The following is a 17661-nucleotide window of genomic DNA, read 5'->3' as shown; positions in this document are numbered from 1 at the left end:
AGGAAAAAATGAAAAAAATTATAAATGACCCTAATAATGTTGTAGCAGAAACATTAAAAGGTTTAGAGTATGCAAATGACAAATTAGTATACGTTGAAGAATTAGAAGTAATAGCAAAAAAAGAAAAATCAGGAAATGTAGGAATCGTATCAGGAGGAGGTTCAGGACACGAACCAGCTCACGCAGGATACGTTGGAAAAGGAATGCTTGATGCAGCAGTTGCAGGAAATGTATTTTCATCTCCAAGCCCTGATAGAATTATTGAAGGAATAAGAAGAGCAGATAGTGGAAAAGGAGTTCTTTTAGTAATAAAGAATTATTCTGGAGACATTATGAATTTCGACTTAGCAAAAGAACTTGCAGAATTCGAAGACATAGACGTTGAAAGTGTAGTAGTAAGAGATGACGTAGCCGTTGAAGACTCAACATATACAGCAGGAAGAAGAGGAATAGCTGGAACAATATTCGTTCATAAAGTAGCAGGAGCTGCAGCTTTAAAAGGTTATAGTTTACAAGAAGTAAAAAGAATTGCACAAAAAGCTTGTGACAACATAAGAACAATGGGAATGTCCATGTCTGCATGTACAATTCCTGCAAATGGAAAAGCAAACTTTGAATTAGGGGAAAATGAAATTGAAATCGGTATGGGAATCCATGGAGAACCCGGTGTAGAAAAAACAAATATAAAAACATCTAAAGAAATAGCAGAAGTTCTTTTAAAACACATATTTGATGATAAAGACTTTTCAGGAAAAGAAGTTGCTTTATTAGTAAACGGATTGGGAGCAACACCCTTAATGGAACTTTACATCTTAAACAAGGATGTTAGAGAAATCTTAGAAACAAAGAATATTAAAGTGTATAAAAATTTAGTTGGAAATTATATGACTGCATTAGATATGTCAGGATGTTCAATTACTTTAATGGAACTTGACGATGAATTAAAAGAAATGATAGACGAAAAATGCGAAACTAGTGCATTAACCATTAACTAATTAAGGAGAAATCATGAAGATAAATACTATAGATTATTTAAAATATATAGAAAATGTTTATGAAAAATTGCAAAACAATCGTGAATATGTAACAAATCTTGACTTAGCCACAGGCGACGGAGATCACTGGAACAATATGAACATAGGCTTTGGTGATTTATTAAAGAATGCAGAAAAATATAAAGACTTACCTATGGACCAATTATTTAAAAATATAGGAATGACTATGATGTCAAAAATTGGAGGCTCATCAGGAGTTTTATATGGCGGTGCATATTTAGCTGCTGCAAAAGCTCTTAAAGGTAAAGAAGAATTTGACTTAGAGGACATATATTTAGCCCTAAAAACAATGGTTGAAGATATGAAAAAAAGAGGCAAAACTGAAGTAGGATCAAAAACAATGATTGATGCTTTAAATCCTGCCGTTGAAGAATTGGAAAAACATTTAAATTCCAGGGAAGAAGACCTTGTAAAAATTTTTGAAAATGTAAAAAATGCAGCTATAAATGGAGCTGAAAGCACAAAAGATATGCCAGCTATTAGAGGCAGGGCAAGCTATCAAAAAGACAAGGGAATAGGACACTTAGATCCAGGCGCAGTAACAATGGCTTATCAAATAGAATTGCTTTGCGACTACATTTTAAATAATAAAATAGGAAAGTGATAAGATGGAGAATAAAAGGCAACTTGTTTTAGATGTTATAAATGGTAAAAAAACAGAAAGAGTACCTTTAGGATTTTGGCATCATTTTATTTTAGGAAAAGATCAATTCATGGGCTTAGAAGACCCATCTTTGTTAGAAAAAGCCTATAAGGGACATGTAGATTACTATAAAAAAACAAATCCAGACATAATGAAAATTATGAATGAAGGATTTTTCGGATATCCACCAATAATGGATAATGATTTAAAAACAGCAGAAGACCTAAAAAAAATAAAATCCATAGGAGAAAATCATCCCTGGATACAAGAACAAGTAAAATATATAAAAAAACTTGCTGCAGAATTTAGCGATGAAGTTTTAACATTTTATAATGTATTTTCACCTTTACAAACAATAAGAATAAGATTGGATTTTTTAGATCAGGAATATGACAGATTTGTTTATTTAGCTGAAAACTTTCCTGAAGAATTTAAAAATGCTGGTTTAGAAATTTCAAAAGACATACAGATTTTAGTAAAAAAATTACTAACAGAAACAAGTCTTGACGGAATATATTATTGCGTTCAAAACATACAAAGTAAAATGTATGACAAAAATAAATATGAAGAAATAGTAAAGGTATCAGAACTTCCAGTTTTGGAAGTAGCAAACAAATATTCAGACTTAAATATTTTGCATATGTGTGGTTACGCAAGATACACAAATGATTTAAGTTTTTATAAAAATTATGAAGCAAGAATTTATAATTGGGCGACTTTTACAGAAAAAATATCAATAGGAGAAGGAAAAAAACTTTTCCCTGAAAAATGTATTTTAGGTGGATTTGACAATAATCCAGGAACCTTAATAGACAAGGGTTCAAAAGAAGAACTTGAAGCTTATACAAAATCTCTTATTGAAAAATATAAGGACACATCATTTATAATTGGTGCTGACTGCTCCATACCAAATGATATAGACGACAATCAAGTAAGAATTATTTCAGATGCAACGTATAAATTTATGGATGGTGAAAAAAATGAATAAAAAAGAAAGAGTAGAAAATTTTTTAAATTGTAAAGATGTTGACAGAGTACCTACAGCATTTTGGCATCACTTTGTATCATTTCATGACCATTACAATGGTAATGATCCTGAAATTTATAAAAAAGTAGTAGAAGGACAAAAAAAATATATAAAAGAATTAGATCCAGATTTAATTAAAATAATGTCAGACGGATTTTTTGGACATCCAAGCGTTTGTGAAAGAAAAATTGAAACAATAGAAGACTTAAAAAGAATAAAATCAGTAGGACCAGATCATCCTTGGATACAAAAACAAGTTGACTTTGTGAAAGAAATTTGTGACTTTGCAGGAGAAGACACTTATAAATATTATAATTTATTTTCTCCCCTACAATATATTAGACTTAGATTTGAAGAATATGATGAAGATTTTGAAAAATTTGTAAGATTATTTAAAGAATCTGAAGAAGATATGATAAAAGCAGCAAAAGAAATAGCAATAGACATAAAAATCTTAGTAAAAAAATTATTTGAAAAAACAAGTGTAGACGGAATTTATTACAGCGTTCAATCAGTGCAAGATAAATCTTTTGATGAAGAAAAGCATAAAAAAATAGTTGAACCCTTAGATCTTGAAGTTTTAAATGAAATTAATAAAATAAACGACAATGTTATGCTTCATATTTGCGGATATGGCCACTATACAAACAACTTAGCATGGTATAAAGACTATCCAGCAAAAGTATTTAACTGGGCAACTCACACTGAAAACATAGGTCTAAAAGAAGGAAAAGAAATTTTTGAAGGAAAGGCAGTCTTGGGAGGATTTGACAACAATAACGGAACTGTATTATACTCTGCTTCAGAAGAAGAACTAAAAAAGGAAATATTTAAAATACTTGATGAAGTTGGAACAAGAGGAGTTGCTCTTGGAGCAGACTGTACAATTTCTCAAGACATAGATATAAATAGGCTAAAATTAGTAGAAAAAATTGCAGGGGAATACAAATAGTAAGTAGGTAAATATGAAAGAAAATTTAAGCGATAAAATTTATAAAATAATAATAGATGAAATAGTTGCAGGAAGAATTAATCAAGAAACTGTTATTACTGAAAGGGTTCTTGTTGATAAATTTAAAATATCAAAATCTCCAATACGTGAAGCTTTAATTAAATTAAGTGTTGATAACATCATATATAGCATCCCGAGATTTGGATACAAAATCAATCTGTTTGACAAAAATTATCTGGATAGTATTTTAAAATTTCGCTTAAATATTGAACCTAAATATTTGGAACTGTACTTTGACAAAATAAGTGAATATGATTTGGCTACAATAGAAGCTAATATAGTAAAAATGGATAAAAATGCATTTGCAACTCCGATGGAATACTGGAGAAAAACAAGTGCTTTTCATATTGAATTAGCACGCTCTTATAAAGATAAGTTTTTTTATGAAATGTTAAAAAATATTTTAAATAAGCAACTTATTACATTTTCTTTACTTTATTGGGATGACTGGTCTAATATTTTAGACACAAAGTTAAGAAATAACCATATAGGAGTGTTAAATGAAATAAAAAATAAAAACAAAGAAAAAGCCATTGAATTACTAAAAGCTGATATCCAATCATTTTAACATAAGGAGATTTATGGACATATTAGAAGAATTAATCGAAATAGTAAAAGGAGATTCACAAAGAGCTTTAGGCTGCACTGAACCTGTTGCAGTAGGATATTGCGCAAATGTTTGTGGTTCTCTTATAGATGATAAAGATAAGATAAAAAATGTAGAAGTTATAGTATCAAAAAATATATATAAAAACGGAAAATCTGTTTACATTCCTGTTGTACAGGAAAAAGGTCTTATGCTTGCAGCAAGTTTAGGTATTTTTGCTGATAAAGTTGAAGACGGTTTTATGGTTTTCAGTAAGATAAACAAAGAAATAATAGACAAGGCAGAAAAATTTATTGAAGAGGGTAAAATTACTTTAAGAGAAGATAATACTCCTAATGATGTCTATGTTGAAACAATTATTGAAACAGACAAAGATAAAGGAACAGTTATAATTTGCGGCGGACACACAAAACTCCAAAAAGTTATAAAAAATGGGAAAGTTTTATATGAACAAAGTAATGAAAAAAGCGAAAAAGAAAACTCCTTTAACTTAAAAGATTTATCTTTTCAAAAATTGAGAGAAATTGTAGAAAACGCACCTGAAGGGACCTTTGACTTTACTCTTGAAGGAATTGAAATAAATAAAAAAGCAGCAATTGCCGGATTAGATAAAGAAAATAGTTTAGGTTCAACTTTAAAACGTTTAAGGGATGAAAATATTTTACCTAAAAATTTTATAACAGAAGCAAGAATAATGACTGCCGCAGCTGCAGACATGAGAATGAGTGGACAAAATTATGAAATTATGACATCAGGAGGATCAGGCAACCAAGGTATAGGAGTAATTTTGCCTATTGAAATAGTCGCAAATTATGAAGATGTTTCAAAAGATAAATTGGCAAAAGCACTATTTTTCGGTCATATCTTAAACAGATATGTAAAAGAATACTCAGGAAAATTATCGGGTATGTGTGGATGTGCAATAGGAGCAGCAGTAGGAGCAACTTGCTCAATAGCTTGGCTCTTAGGAGGCACAGATGAAATGATAGCAGGAGCAGCAACAAATGTTTACGCAAACTTAACAGGAATGGTTTGTGACGGAGCAAAAGAATCTTGCTCAATGAAACTGTCAACCTCAGCAGAAGAAGCTATAATTTCAGCATATCTGGCAGTAAACGGCATGATTTCAGATAAATCAACAGGAGTCGTAGGAAAAACTATAGAGGAAACAATCTCCAACATAGGAAAACTCTCAAGGACAGCATTTAAAAACGTAGATGATGTAATGTTGGAAATAATAAAAGCAAACTAAATAAAGTAAATAAGACCGTAAATACGGTCTTATTTTTTTAGTCTAAAGGAGGGTCAATTGGTGCAAAAATATTTGATTTAACAGAGATATTAAAAAGTGACAAGTTACCAGAAGTTGATAAAATAGGGAAAATTTTAAAAAATAAGAAATGGAAATAATTAATTAGCATCTAGATTTTATAGATGCTTTTCTTATACCTAATTTTAAGGAGGCTGTAATATAAGATATTTATTCTCCTAAGACTGATTTTTTATAATTTTTTATATTAAGCCCTCTTTTTTCATAAGGGATAACTCTCTTGAAAGGGCAGGCCTATTACAAGTTAAAAATTTCGCCAAATCCTCTCTGGATAATTTATTAGAAAATAAGGAGTCTTTACCATATTTGTCTATATATTTATTAATTTTTTCCCTAATTTTAGGTTTAGAATATATATCTAATTTGTAAGTTAAGTATGAAATTTGCTCATTATACAATTTTATAATATTTTCCATAAAAATCGGTCTGCTTGAGCAGGACCTTTTATTTTTTTCAAAGATTTTGCTAACATCAAGGGCTAAAACTTTAGAATCTTTTTTTGCAACCATAAATCTATCAGATAGGGAGGAAAAATTTAAAGAAAAAGAATCTGAAGTCTCATAAATTCTATCTATAATTTCCTTATCATCATCTATTGCAGATAGATCAATTCTTCCATTCAAAACTATACCTGCCTTAAAGCCCTTAGAAAAATCATATAGATATTCGCCTTTACTAAAAATTAAGGTTTTATGCTCAATACAAGAAAGTATGTGCTTTATAGTATCTTCATCTAAACCATAAAATAATTTGCTTTTTAAAATAATTTTTTCCATAAAATCCCCCTTTGTTGCTTCTGCAACTGCAACAAAAATTATCTATGCTATAATTATAAACGTAATGATAATTATTATCAAGGAGGAAAAAATGGAAAAGAATAAAATTAGCTTTGGACATGATTTTTTAAAGATGCTTGGTAGAACAAGACTTAGACCAGGCGGAGGTCTTATGACCGATTGGTTACTTGATCAGGTAAAGATCGATAAAGATATGAAGGTTTTAGAAGTTGCTTGCAATAGAGGAGATAATCTCATAAGAGTTTATACTGAATATAAGTGCAAAATAATAGGTATAGATAATGACCAAGTTGCCATAGAACAAGCCTTAGAGAATATAAAGCTTTTAGGTTTAGAAAAGGAAATTGAAGTAATGAATATGGATGCCTTAAAGTTGGATTTTGAGGATGAAACATTTGATTTAATAATCAATGAGGCAATGCTTACCATGCTTCCAAATGAAGAAAAAGCAAAGGCTCTTAAAAATTATCACAGGGTTTTAAAAAAAGGCGGTTATTTATTAACTCATGATGTTGCAGTGGAAAATGAAAGTGAAGATATAAGAAGGGAACTTTCAAAATTTACAAATATGAATGTGTATCCTCTAACCATAGAAAATTGGAATAAAGTTTTTATAGAAAATTCTTTTAGACCTTTTTCACAAAGAACGGGTAAGATGATTCTATTAGACAGGGATACAATTATAAAAGATGAGGGACCAGTAGGGGCTGCAAATTTTTATAAAAAAGCCTATTCAGAAGAAAATAGGGATAGGTTTGCAAAAATGATAGAAAGGTCTAAAAATTCAAGCATTTCATATATAGTTTTAGCAAGTAAAAAGGTGGATTAGATGAAAGCTATTAAAAAAATATCATTAATTTTATGTCTAGTTATATTTGTCTTAACAAGCATGACTGCATGTGGCAATGGAAAAACTGAGCAAAAGTCGGAAGGTAAAGAAGTAGTTAAAACTGAGGAAAAGAAAGAGGAAGAAAAGACAGAACAAGGCAAGGCTGAAAATAAAAAAGTTAGAACAATTACAGACCATACAGGCAATAAGGTAGAAGTTCCAGAGAAAATTGAGAGAATAGTAATAGATCAAATTCCAATTTTATCTACTTATATGGCTTATCATCAAGGAAAGGCTCCATACATAGTAGGATATGCTGGATCACTAAAGCAAGTAATTTCAAATACAGTTTTAAAGGATATAGCTCCAGAGCTTCTTGATAGCCAAAATACAGTTCAAGCTCAATCTGACATTAATATTGAGGAAATAATGAAGCTTAAACCAGATGTTATTTTTTACAATGCTTCGAATAAAGAACACTATGAAACTCTTAAAAAGACAGGGATTCCGTGTGTAGGATTTGCTACAGTTGGCACAAATGGACCAGCTGACCCAATAGATAGGTACACACAATGGTTAAAGCTCTTAGAAGATGTATTTGGCGAAAGCGGAAAGACAGATGATTTCATAAAAGCAGGTCAAGATATTGTAAAAGATGTTGAAGAAAGAATTTCAAAAATAGATGATAGTAAAAAACCAACTGGTGTGATTTTATGGAAGTATGTTGAAGGAGTACCAATGGTTGCTGGTAAAGGTGTTTTTGGAGATTTCTGGCTAAAGAGAATTGGTGTTAAAAATTTAGCTGATGAAACAAAAGGCTTTGCCAAAGTTTCTATTGAACAATTTTATCAATGGAATCCAGATATACTTTATCTTGATGGACCTGGTCTTCTTGATATTACAACAAAAGATGTATATGAAAATTCAGTAGAAGGTATCAATTTTTCAAATATGAAAGCTGTTAAGGATAAAAAAGTTTATAATACTAAGCTTGGCATGTGGAATTGGTTTACACCAAATCCGGACGGACCACTTGTCCTAGCATGGCTTGCAAAATCAACTTACCCAGAAGAATTTAAAGACTATGATCTAAAAGCAATGATTAAAGATTACTATAAAACATGGTATGATTATGAATTAACAAATGAACAAATTGAGGATATGTTTGATATATGATTAAAGAAATCTTTATCAAAGATAAAAAGATAACAGCAAGCTCATATGTGATACTAATTAGTCTACCTATATTGATCAGCGTTTTGGCACTTGTTATTGGGAGAATGCCTCTAAGCATCAGACAGATTGTAGATTTTTTCAATGCTTATTTAAGCGGGAGGGATTATGACCCTATGCTTGAATCAGTAATAATAAATGTGAGATTACCAAGGATTATTACTGGCATAGTAGTAGGAGCTGGTCTTTCCACAGCAGGTCTTGCCTTCCAAGGGGTTTTTTCAAACCCCTTGGCAACTCCTGATATATTAGGGGTAAGCTCAGCTGCAAGTCTTGGAGCTGTAATTGGTATACTTTTATCGCTTTCAACCTTATCTATTCAAGTCTTTGCTTTAGCTTTTGGATTAATTGGAGTAGTTTTAACCCTTTATATTGGCAAGAGTAGAACTAGGTCATCAACGATAATGCTTATACTCGCAGGTCTTGTAGTTTCCTCATTATCAAATGCTCTAGCGTCTCTTTTAAAATATACAGCAGACCCGACAGATAAGTTGCCAGCCATCAGTTATTGGCTTATGGGTTCTTTTGCAAGATCATCTTATAAAAATTTGATGTTATCTGCGCCCCTAATAATTTTGGGAGTCATCATAATAAGACTATTGATATTTAGGCTAAATATCATGAGCCTATCAGAAGATGAAGCAAAAAGTCTAGGAGTTAATGTAAAAAAAACTAGGCTTATTTTTATATTTGCATCAACACTTATTACAGCCTCATCTATATCAATGTGTGGGCAAGTCGGATGGATTGGTTTGATAATTCCTCACATGGCAAGGATGATGGTGGGAGCTAATAATACTCATACTCTACCTTTTAGCATATCTTTAGGAGCAAGTCTTATGGTACTAATAGAGGCTTTATCAAGAACGGTTTCTGTAATAGAACTACCTATTTCAGTTCTTACGGCAATAATTGGAGCTCCAATTTTTATAAGCCTAATTAGAAAAACTGGGGGTGGGTTCAATTAAATTAGAAGTAAAAGACGCAGGATTTTATTATGATAAAAATCATGAATTATTTAAAAACTTATCTTTTAGTCTGGCTCAAGGTCAGGTTTTATCTATCTTAGGGCCCAATGGTGTTGGTAAGACTAGCCTTATAAGATGTATATGTGATTTTGAAAAATGGAAACTAGGAAATAGTTTTATGGATGGAAAAGATATTTCAAGTTTTAATAGAAGGGACTTATGGTCTAAGATATCATATGTTCCTCAAAAAAGATCATTTTCTTTTGAATATTCTGGAATTGATATGGTAGTGTTAGGGCTTTCTAGTAAACTTGGACCATTTGCAAAACCAGGCACAAGAGAATATGAGAAGGCAAATAATATTATGAAAAGCTTATCTATAGAAAACCTTAAAGACAAGTCATGTTCTGTGATGAGTGGAGGAGAACTTCAGATGGTTCTCATAGCCAGAGCCTTAATTTCAGATCCAAGCTTAATCATATTAGATGAGCCGGAAAGTGGCCTTGATTTTAAAAATCAGCTAAAAATAATTTCATTAATCAAAAAACTATCCAAAATAGACAATATCAGTGTTATTATAAATACTCATTACCCAGCCCACGCTCTTGAAGTAGCAGATAAATCCTTGATGTTAATGGAAAATGCTAGGCATAAAATAGGAAAAACATCTGATATTATCTGTAAGGAAAACATGAAGGAAGCCTTTGGGGTAGAGGTTATACTTGAAAAAATAAAAAACGATAAGAAAGAATATAATACTATAATACCCATTAGCATAGCAGGTGATTAAAATGAAAAATATCAGTAAGGGAAAAATATTGATACCAGAAGAGGTCATACCCATAAAAGACCATCAAACTATAAGCAAGAAACTTGTAGATTTGTATGATCTTCACATCTTACTTATGAGTCTTGATCAAAACACCAGCATTTCCCCTGAATTTTATGCTGAAGAAAGAATATATTTTGTTTTAAAAGGTGAGCTTAAATTTAATAATGAAAGGCTTATAAATAACGAACTAATACTTTTTGAAAAAAATAAACTTTTTGACATAGAAGCAAGGGAAAAAAGTATATTTTTAGAAATCGCAATTAACTTAGAGGAGGAAGAAATGAAAAACATTGACAAAGGAAAAAAAATTAAACTAGTTGACTATTTAGATTATGTAGATGGAGGAATTGCAAACATTGACCTTGCTTCAAAAGATGATTTTAGGTTAGTTATTATGGCTTTTGATGCAGGAGAGGGACTAAAACCACATAAAGCTCCAGGAGATGCTCTCGTCCTAGCACTTGAAGGTAAAGCAAAGCTTCTTGTGGGAGATAAGGAAATTGAGATTGAAGCAGGAGAGCAATTAGTATTTCCGGCAAATGTAATCCATAATGTAACTGCAATTACAAGATTTAAAATGTTATTAATCTTATCTATAGATAAATAAAAAAGAAATTGAATTATTTTTTAATCATAAAGTTAACCCTTTAAATTAAATCAAATACCAGAGTAAGTATTAAAGCTTACTCTGGTATTTATTTTTCCTCTCAGTCTAAGTTTTGTAATTTTATATTATGCTATAATATTAACATGAAGCAGTAAAAAGTTTAATAAAATATATACATAGGAGAAAGAAATGGCTAAAGTAGAAAATAATGAAAGCACACAAAGAGCAGAACTACATAGAAAAATATGGTCAATAGCAGACAATGTTCGTGGAGCAGTAGATGGTTGGGACTTTAAGCAATATATTTTAGGAATTTTATTTTATAGATTTATCTCTGAAAATATAACCGAGTTTTTTAACTCCGCAGAACATGAAGCAGGGGACATAGACTTTGATTATGCAGAAATTTCTGACAAAGAAGCAGAGGAATATTTTAGACCAAACACAGTTGAAGACAAGGGTTTTTTTATATTACCCAGTCAGTTATTTAAAAATATAGTAAAAAAGGCAAAAGACAATGAAAATTTAAACACAGACTTAGCTAACATATTTAAAGCCATAGAAGGCAGTGCAGTAGGCTTTGCATCAGAAGATGATATAAAAGGACTATTTGAAGAAATAGACACCACTAGCAACCGTTTAGGAGGCACAGTAGCAGAAAAAAACAAAAGGTTGACTGACATCTTAACAGGTATAGGAGAAATAAATTTTAAAAACTTTCAAAACAATGAAATAGATGCCTTTGGAGATGCTTATGAATATTTGATTTCCAACTATGCAAGCAATGCCGGTAAATCTGGCGGAGAATTCTTTACACCTCAAACCGTATCAAAACTTTTAGCAAGACTCGTAATGGAAGGGAAAACAAGCATTAACAAGGTATATGATCCTACCTGCGGTAGCGGCTCTTTACTTTTGCAGATGAAAAAACAATTTGATGAGCACATTATAGATGAGGGTTTTTTCGGACAAGAAATAAATATGACCAACTTCAACTTGGCTCGTATGAATATGTTTTTACACAATGTAAATTACAATAATTTTTCCATAAAAAGGGGAAACACACTATTAAATCCCTTACATAAAGATGAAAAACCCTTTGATGCTATAGTTTCCAATCCGCCCTACTCAATAAAATGGGTAGGCGATGGAAATCCAACCCTTATAAGTGACGAAAGATTTGCACCAGCAGGGAAATTAGCCCCAAAAGCCTACGCAGACTATGCCTTTATAATGCATTCTCTTGCCTACCTATCAAGTAAGGGCAGAGCCGCCATAGTATGCTTTCCAGGAATATTTTATAGAAAAGGTGCAGAAAAAACTATTAGGCAATATTTAATAGACAACAACTTTATAGACTGCATAATACAACTGCCGGAAAATCTCTTTTTTGGCACCTCAATAGCAACTTGTATTTTAGTAATGGCAAAAAATAAGACGGAAAATAAGGTCTTATTTATTGATGCAAGTAAAGAATTTAAAAAAGAAACAAACAACAATATCTTGGAAGAAAAAAATATTAATACAATAGTAGAAGAATTTAAAAATCGTGAAGATAAGGAATATTTCTCAAGATATGTAGATAGAGATGAAATAGTAGAAAATGATTATAATCTTTCGGTTTCTACTTATGTTGAAAAGGAAGACACAAGAGAAAAAATAGACATAAAAGTCCTTAATAAGGAAATTGAAGAAAGAGTAAAGAAAATAGACCAGCTTAGAGCTTCTATAAACCAAATAGTAAGGGAGCTTGAAGATGAGTAAGATGGATGAACTTTTAAGAAATGAAAAGGTGGAATGGAAGAAGTTAGGGGATATTGGAACATTTTATGGTGGTATAACAGCAAAATCTAAATCAGATTTTATAAATGGAAATGCGAAATTTATAACATATAAAAATGTGTATTCAAACCCAGCTACTATATTATATTCTGATGAAAAGGTCAAAATTAATAAAAACGAAAATCAAAGAAAGCTAATGTATGGAGATATTATATTTACTGGTTCATCAGAGACACCTGAAGAATGTGGAATGTCTTCAGTAATAACTGATGAATTGACAGAAAATGTTTATTTAAACAGTTTTTGTTTTTTTCTTAGATTAAATAATAAAGATATACTTTTACCTAATTTTTCAAAACATTTATTTAGGTCAAGTGCTATTAGGAAGAAAATTGTGAAAACGGCATCTGGAGTAACGAGATTTAATGTATCAAAAGATTTAATGAAAGAAACTGAAATTCCAATCCCATCTTTAGAAACTCAAGGGAAAATTGTAAAAATACTTGATAAATTTACAAATTATGTTACTGAATTACAGGCAGAATTACAGGCAGAATTACAGGCAAGAAATAAGCAGTATGAATACTATAGGGATATGCTTTTAAGTGAAAAATATTTAAATAACAAATCGATGGAACTTTTTCTTAAATGCAATAATTCTATTAAAAAATGCAAACTAAAAAATGTTGCAAAAATTACAAGAGGAAAAAGACTTGTTCGTAGTGATCTTGAAGAGAAAGGCAAATTTCCAGTTTTCCAAAATAGTTTAAAACCATTAGGATATTATTATGATAAAAATTTTTCTGGTAATAAAACTTGTGTAATATCAGCTGGCGCAGCTGGGGAAATTTTTTATAGAGAAAATGACTTTTGGGCAGCTGATGATGTTTTTGTAATAGATAGTGATTCAATTTTAAACAAATATATTTATTATTTTTTATTGAGTAAGCAAAAATTAATAAAAACTAAAGTCAGAAAAGCAAGTGTACCAAGATTATCAAGAGAAGAAATAGAAAGATTAGAGATTTTAATTCCAAGTGTTGAATTACAAAAAGTGATAGTTGAGGTTTTGGATAAGTTTCAAGACCTGCTTTCTGATACTCAGGGTTTGTTGCCAGAGGAAATTGAAAAAAGACAAAAACAATATGAATATTATCGTGAAAAACTCTTGACATTTGACGAAGAATATGTAGAGAGAGAGAGAGAGAGAGAGCATATCTCTCTAACTCGTATTTAAAATTTCTTAAAGAAGCTGGAGAGATTGTTGGAGTTAAATTATTTAATATTAAGTGGGAAAATCTTGGCTCAGTTTCGGAGATTGTTCTTGGAGGTACTCCTAGTAAAATAAAACATGAATATTGGAACAATGGAAATATTCCATGGATGAGTAGTGGAGAAGTAAATAAAAAAATAATTTATAATACAGATAATTTTATAACACAAGCTGGTTATGATAACTCTAGTGCAACTATGGTTCCTGCAAATTCAACGGTAATAGCTTTAGCAGGTCAAGGAAAAACTAGAGGTTTGGTTGCAAGAATAAAAATAAATCTTTCTACAAATCAATCGTTAGCAACATTAGTTCCAAAAGATAATATAAATAATGATTATTTATATTACTATTTAGATAACCAATATATTAAATTACGTGAAGTATCATCAGGAGATGGAAGTCGAGGAGGTCTTAATAAAGAAATTTTAAAGAGATACCCAATTGTTATTCCTCCTATTACTATTCAAGAACAAGTGGTTTCTATCCTTGATAAGTTCGATAAGTTGGTAAATGACATTAATGAGGGTTTACCTAAAGAGATTCAGTTAAGACAAAAACAGTATGAGTATTATAGAGAAAGGCTTTTAAATTTTCCAAAATAGAAAGGAGATATTATGTCCGAAAAAACCACAAATTATGGCAGGTCAACTATTGCTGAAATGACAAATGGAATAATTTTAGCGAATTTTAAAAAGGATACAAGTTTTAGAGAATCTTCCTATCAAAGTGAAAGTGAACTTGAAAGAAAGTTAATTGATAATTTAAGGTCTCAAGGTTATGAATTTATAAATATAAGTTCCAAGGATGATTTGTATAGAAATTTAAAGAATCAAATTGAAAGGTTGAATAATGTTTCTTTTACAGGTGAGGAGTGGAGAAGATTTTTACTTGAATATTTAGATGCTCCTAATGATGGAATGATTGAAAAGACTAGGAAGATTCAAGAAAATAATATTTATGATTTTATTTTTGATGATGGTCATTTAAAAAATATTAAGATTATTGATAAGAAAAATATTTATAACAATTTTTTGCAGGTTATTCATCAATTTGCTCAAAAGGGAACTCATGACAACAGATATGATGTAACAGTTCTTGTAAATGGTCTTCCTCTTGTACATATTGAGCTTAAAAAAAGAGGCGTGAATTTACATGAGGCATATGACCAGATTCACAGATATGTTAAAGAGAGTTTCAATAGTGACGGATCTTTGTATAAGTATGTTCAAATTTTTGTTATTTCTAATGGTACTTACACCAGGTATTTTGCTAACACGACTGCAAAGAATAAAAACAATTATGAGTTTACTTGCGAGTGGGCTGATGCTAAAAATAAAGTAATTTGTGATTTAGAAGATTTTACAAAAACTTTTTTTGAAAAGCGTGTTATTCTACAGTTACTTACTAAATATTGTGTTTTTGATGTGAGCGATACTCTTCTTATAATGCGTCCTTATCAAATTGCTGCAACTGAAAGAATTTTATGGAAGATAAAATCAAGTTATGAAACAAAAAAATTCGGGAAAACGGAGGCTGGAGGTTTTATTTGGCACACTACAGGTTCCGGTAAGACTTTAACTTCTTTTAAGACTGCAAGGCTTGCTACAAGTTTTGATTTTATTGATAAGGTATTTTTTGTTGTTGATAGAAAAGATTTGGATTATCAAACTATGAAAGAGTATCAAAGATTTCAGCCGGATAGTGTAAATGGAAGTAAGGATACCAAGGAGCTTAAAAGATGCATTGAAAAAGATGATAATAGGATTGTGGTAACAACTATTCAAAAATTAAATGAGTTTGTGAAGAAAAATCCTAACCATGAAATTTATGATAAGCAATGTGTTCTTATTTATGATGAGTGTCATCGTTCTCAATTTGGAGATGCACAAAAGAATATAAGAAAGGCTTTTAAAAAGTATTACCAATTCGGATTTACTGGTACTCCGATTTTTCCAGAAAATTCCCTTGGCGGAGATACGACAGCGGGAATATTCGGGGCACAACTTCACTCATATGTTATTACTGATGCTATTAGAGATGGCAAGGTTTTGAAGTTTAAGGTTGATTACAATAATATAACTCCTAAATTTAAAAGTGCTGAAAAAGAGAAAGATGATTGTAAGTTAGAAAAATTAGAAAATAAAATGCTCCTTCATCCACAGAGAATTTCTGAAATTACTAAGCACATTCTTAGGGTTTTTGATACAAAGACCCATAGAAATGATTTTTATGATTTGAAACATAGAAGGCTCAATGGATTTAATGCTATGTTCGCTGTTCAAAGTGTTGATGCTGCAAAATTATATTATGAAGAGTTTGAAAAGCAGCAAAGCGATTTGCCTGAAGATAAAAGACTTAAAATAGCTACAATTTATAGTTTTGCAGCCAATGAAGAACAAAGGTCTATTGGAGAAATTTCTGAAGAAGATTTTAATGTTTCTGCTATGGATTCATCTGCAAAAGAGTTTTTGGATAAGGTTATAGATGATTATAATAAATATTTTAAGACAAATTTTTCCACTAATGGAAATGAATTTCAAAATTATTACAAGGATTTATCTCTTAAGGTGAAGGAAAAACAAATTGATTTACTTATTGTGGTAGGCATGTTTTTAACGGGATTTGATGCACCTACATTAAATACACTATTTGTTGATAAAAATCTTAGATATCATGGACTTATTCAGGCTTTTTCAAGGACGAATAGAATTTTGAATAAGGTGAAAACTTTTGGAAATATTGTTTGTTTTAGGGATTTGGAACAAGCTACAAGGGATGCGATAAAAACTTTTGGCGATGAAAATAGTGTTAATATTATTTTGGAAAAGTCTTATGAAGAGTATATTAATGGTTTTAAGGATGAAGAAACAGGTAAGATTCAAAAGGGTTATGTAGAAATATGTAATGAGATAGTTTCTAAATTTCCGGAGCCTACAGGAATTATTTTAGAAGCTGATAAAAAAGATTTTGTAGAACTTTTTGGGGAACTTCTTAAAGCGGAGAATATACTTAGAAACTTCGATGAGTTTGAAAAATTTGAGAAAATTATTTCAGATAGACAAATGCAGGACATGAAGAGCGTCTATGTAGATATTAGAGAAAGTATTTTAAACCATAGGAGAAATGGCGAATCAGATAATGGACAAATTGATTTTTCCGACCTTGAGTTCCAAATAGATTTACTTAAAACAGATGAAATAAATTTAGACTATATTTTGGCTTTAATTTTGGAAAAGTCAAAAGAGCATGATGATGTGGAAAGCTTAAAGGCTGAAGTCAGAAGGGTGATTAGATCAAGTCTTGGCACCAGAGCTAAAGAGGGATTGATTATGGACTTTATAAATAGTACACGATTATCTGAATTAAAAAATACTGATGATATTCTTGAGTCATTTTATAGTTTTGCAAAGAAAGAAAAGCAAAAGAAAATTCTATCTTTGATTGAAGAGGAAAATCTTAAAGAATATTCAAAAAGGTTTATAGAAAAGGCTATCAGCAAGGGCTATGTTGAATATGCAGGAGATGAGCTGGACAGTATAATGCCCCCTGTTTCCCGTAGGCAAGGAGCAAGAGAAAAGAAAAAAGAATCTGTATTGGAAAAAATAAGAAAAATTGTAGATGTTTTTGTTGGAATATAAAATTTAATTGGAACTTATAAATCTATTT

Annotated in this window: 16 protein-coding genes; 15 read left to right on the top strand and 1 reads right to left on the bottom strand. The window is 30.7% G+C overall.

Annotated elements, in window-relative coordinates; genetic code table 11:
• The first annotated feature begins 8 nt into the window (after nucleotides 1–8).
• From dhaK to HMPREF1253_RS02680, 6 genes are read left to right on the top strand one after another with little or no spacing between them, the layout of a single operon-like run.
• A complete protein-coding gene (gene dhaK / locus HMPREF1253_RS02705) occupies nucleotides 9–995 on the top strand; it encodes a dihydroxyacetone kinase subunit DhaK (protein WP_023055237.1) in 987 nt (328 codons plus the stop codon).
• Nucleotides 996–1008: 13 nt separating this feature from the next.
• On the top strand, nucleotides 1009–1659 hold the full coding sequence (gene dhaL / locus HMPREF1253_RS02700) for a dihydroxyacetone kinase subunit DhaL (protein ID WP_023055205.1): 651 nt from the start codon (nucleotides 1009–1011) through the stop codon (nucleotides 1657–1659).
• A 4-nt stretch (nucleotides 1660–1663) separates the two neighbouring features.
• Nucleotides 1664–2686, top strand: a complete 1023-nt coding sequence (locus HMPREF1253_RS02695) for a uroporphyrinogen decarboxylase family protein (RefSeq protein ID WP_023055214.1) — start codon at nucleotides 1664–1666, stop codon at nucleotides 2684–2686.
• A complete protein-coding gene (locus HMPREF1253_RS02690) occupies nucleotides 2679–3677 on the top strand; it encodes a uroporphyrinogen decarboxylase family protein (RefSeq protein ID WP_023055220.1) in 999 nt (332 codons plus the stop codon). Before HMPREF1253_RS02695 ends, HMPREF1253_RS02690 begins: the two co-directional genes overlap by 8 nt.
• 13 nt (nucleotides 3678–3690) lie before the next feature.
• A complete protein-coding gene (locus HMPREF1253_RS02685) occupies nucleotides 3691–4305 on the top strand; it encodes a GntR family transcriptional regulator (RefSeq protein WP_023055238.1) in 615 nt (204 codons plus the stop codon).
• 13 nt (nucleotides 4306–4318) lie between these two features.
• On the top strand, nucleotides 4319–5596 hold the full coding sequence (locus HMPREF1253_RS02680) for a serine dehydratase subunit alpha family protein (RefSeq protein ID WP_023055211.1): 1278 nt from the start codon (nucleotides 4319–4321) through the stop codon (nucleotides 5594–5596).
• A gap of 260 nt (nucleotides 5597–5856) precedes the next feature.
• Here HMPREF1253_RS02680 and HMPREF1253_RS02675 read toward each other — a convergent pair whose 3' ends face one another.
• On the bottom strand, nucleotides 5857–6450 hold the full coding sequence (locus HMPREF1253_RS02675; RefSeq protein WP_023055191.1) for a Crp/Fnr family transcriptional regulator: 594 nt from the start codon (nucleotides 6448–6450) through the stop codon (nucleotides 5857–5859).
• Between the two features lie 91 nt (nucleotides 6451–6541).
• Between HMPREF1253_RS02675 and HMPREF1253_RS02670 the strand changes: the two genes are divergently transcribed.
• The 9 genes from HMPREF1253_RS02670 (at nucleotide 6542) to HMPREF1253_RS02630 (ending at nucleotide 17633) form a co-directional block, all read left to right on the top strand.
• Nucleotides 6542–7300, top strand: a complete 759-nt coding sequence (locus HMPREF1253_RS02670) for a class I SAM-dependent methyltransferase (RefSeq protein WP_023055232.1) — start codon at nucleotides 6542–6544, stop codon at nucleotides 7298–7300.
• The gene (locus tag HMPREF1253_RS02665) at nucleotides 7301–8476 is read left to right on the top strand and encodes an ABC transporter substrate-binding protein (protein WP_023055245.1); all 1176 of its coding nucleotides are present in this window, start codon (nucleotides 7301–7303) and stop codon (nucleotides 8474–8476) included. It abuts the gene before it with no gap.
• Nucleotides 8473–9501, top strand: a complete 1029-nt coding sequence (locus HMPREF1253_RS02660) for an iron ABC transporter permease (protein ID WP_023055201.1) — start codon at nucleotides 8473–8475, stop codon at nucleotides 9499–9501. The genes HMPREF1253_RS02665 and HMPREF1253_RS02660 overlap by 4 nt, the downstream gene beginning before the upstream one ends.
• Nucleotides 9488–10291: an ABC transporter ATP-binding protein gene (locus HMPREF1253_RS02655; RefSeq protein WP_023055246.1), complete on the top strand. Its 804-nt coding sequence runs from the start codon at nucleotides 9488–9490 to the stop codon at nucleotides 10289–10291. The genes HMPREF1253_RS02660 and HMPREF1253_RS02655 overlap by 14 nt, the downstream gene beginning before the upstream one ends.
• 1 nt (nucleotide 10292) lies before the next feature.
• Entirely contained in the window at nucleotides 10293–10940 is a 648-nt protein-coding gene (locus HMPREF1253_RS02650; RefSeq protein ID WP_023055202.1) for a cupin domain-containing protein, read from the top strand.
• A 189-nt stretch (nucleotides 10941–11129) separates the two neighbouring features.
• Nucleotides 11130–12704, top strand: coding sequence for a type I restriction-modification system subunit M (locus HMPREF1253_RS02645; RefSeq protein ID WP_023055244.1), 1575 nt, complete (start codon nucleotides 11130–11132; stop codon nucleotides 12702–12704).
• 1 nt (nucleotide 12705) lies between these two features.
• Nucleotides 12706–13959, top strand: a complete 1254-nt coding sequence (locus HMPREF1253_RS02640) for a restriction endonuclease subunit S (RefSeq protein WP_238318874.1) — start codon at nucleotides 12706–12708, stop codon at nucleotides 13957–13959.
• Nucleotides 13908–14597: a restriction endonuclease subunit S gene (locus HMPREF1253_RS02635; RefSeq protein WP_081696566.1), complete on the top strand. Its 690-nt coding sequence runs from the start codon at nucleotides 13908–13910 to the stop codon at nucleotides 14595–14597. Before HMPREF1253_RS02640 ends, HMPREF1253_RS02635 begins: the two co-directional genes overlap by 52 nt.
• Nucleotides 14598–14609: 12 nt before the next feature.
• Complete coding sequence (locus HMPREF1253_RS02630; protein WP_023055242.1) at nucleotides 14610–17633, top strand: type I restriction endonuclease subunit R; 3024 nt, start codon at nucleotides 14610–14612, stop codon at nucleotides 17631–17633.
• Nucleotides 17634–17661: the final 28 nt, after the last annotated feature.

It is taken from the genome of Peptoniphilus sp. BV3C26 (assembly GCF_000478985.1).
GTDB lineage: Bacteria > Bacillota > Clostridia > Tissierellales > Peptoniphilaceae > Peptoniphilus_B > Peptoniphilus_B koenoeneniae.
This window is presented reverse-complemented; position numbering and strand designations above follow the sequence as displayed.

Coding starts and splice junctions, on each gene's coding strand:
- dhaK (WP_023055237.1), top strand. CDS start 9: ATGAAAAAAATTATAAATGACCCTAATAATGTTGTAGCAGAAACATTA.
- dhaL (WP_023055205.1), top strand. CDS start 1,009: ATGAAGATAAATACTATAGATTATTTAAAATATATAGAAAATGTTTAT.
- HMPREF1253_RS02695 (WP_023055214.1), top strand. CDS start 1,664: ATGGAGAATAAAAGGCAACTTGTTTTAGATGTTATAAATGGTAAAAAA.
- HMPREF1253_RS02690 (WP_023055220.1), top strand. CDS start 2,679: ATGAATAAAAAAGAAAGAGTAGAAAATTTTTTAAATTGTAAAGATGTT.
- HMPREF1253_RS02685 (WP_023055238.1), top strand. CDS start 3,691: ATGAAAGAAAATTTAAGCGATAAAATTTATAAAATAATAATAGATGAA.
- HMPREF1253_RS02680 (WP_023055211.1), top strand. CDS start 4,319: ATGGACATATTAGAAGAATTAATCGAAATAGTAAAAGGAGATTCACAA.
- HMPREF1253_RS02675 (WP_023055191.1), bottom strand. CDS start 6,450: ATGGAAAAAATTATTTTAAAAAGCAAATTATTTTATGGTTTAGATGAA.
- HMPREF1253_RS02670 (WP_023055232.1), top strand. CDS start 6,542: ATGGAAAAGAATAAAATTAGCTTTGGACATGATTTTTTAAAGATGCTT.
- HMPREF1253_RS02665 (WP_023055245.1), top strand. CDS start 7,301: ATGAAAGCTATTAAAAAAATATCATTAATTTTATGTCTAGTTATATTT.
- HMPREF1253_RS02660 (WP_023055201.1), top strand. CDS start 8,473: ATGATTAAAGAAATCTTTATCAAAGATAAAAAGATAACAGCAAGCTCA.
- HMPREF1253_RS02650 (WP_023055202.1), top strand. CDS start 10,293: ATGAAAAATATCAGTAAGGGAAAAATATTGATACCAGAAGAGGTCATA.
- HMPREF1253_RS02645 (WP_023055244.1), top strand. CDS start 11,130: ATGGCTAAAGTAGAAAATAATGAAAGCACACAAAGAGCAGAACTACAT.
- HMPREF1253_RS02640 (WP_238318874.1), top strand. CDS start 12,706: ATGGATGAACTTTTAAGAAATGAAAAGGTGGAATGGAAGAAGTTAGGG.
- HMPREF1253_RS02630 (WP_023055242.1), top strand. CDS start 14,610: ATGTCCGAAAAAACCACAAATTATGGCAGGTCAACTATTGCTGAAATG.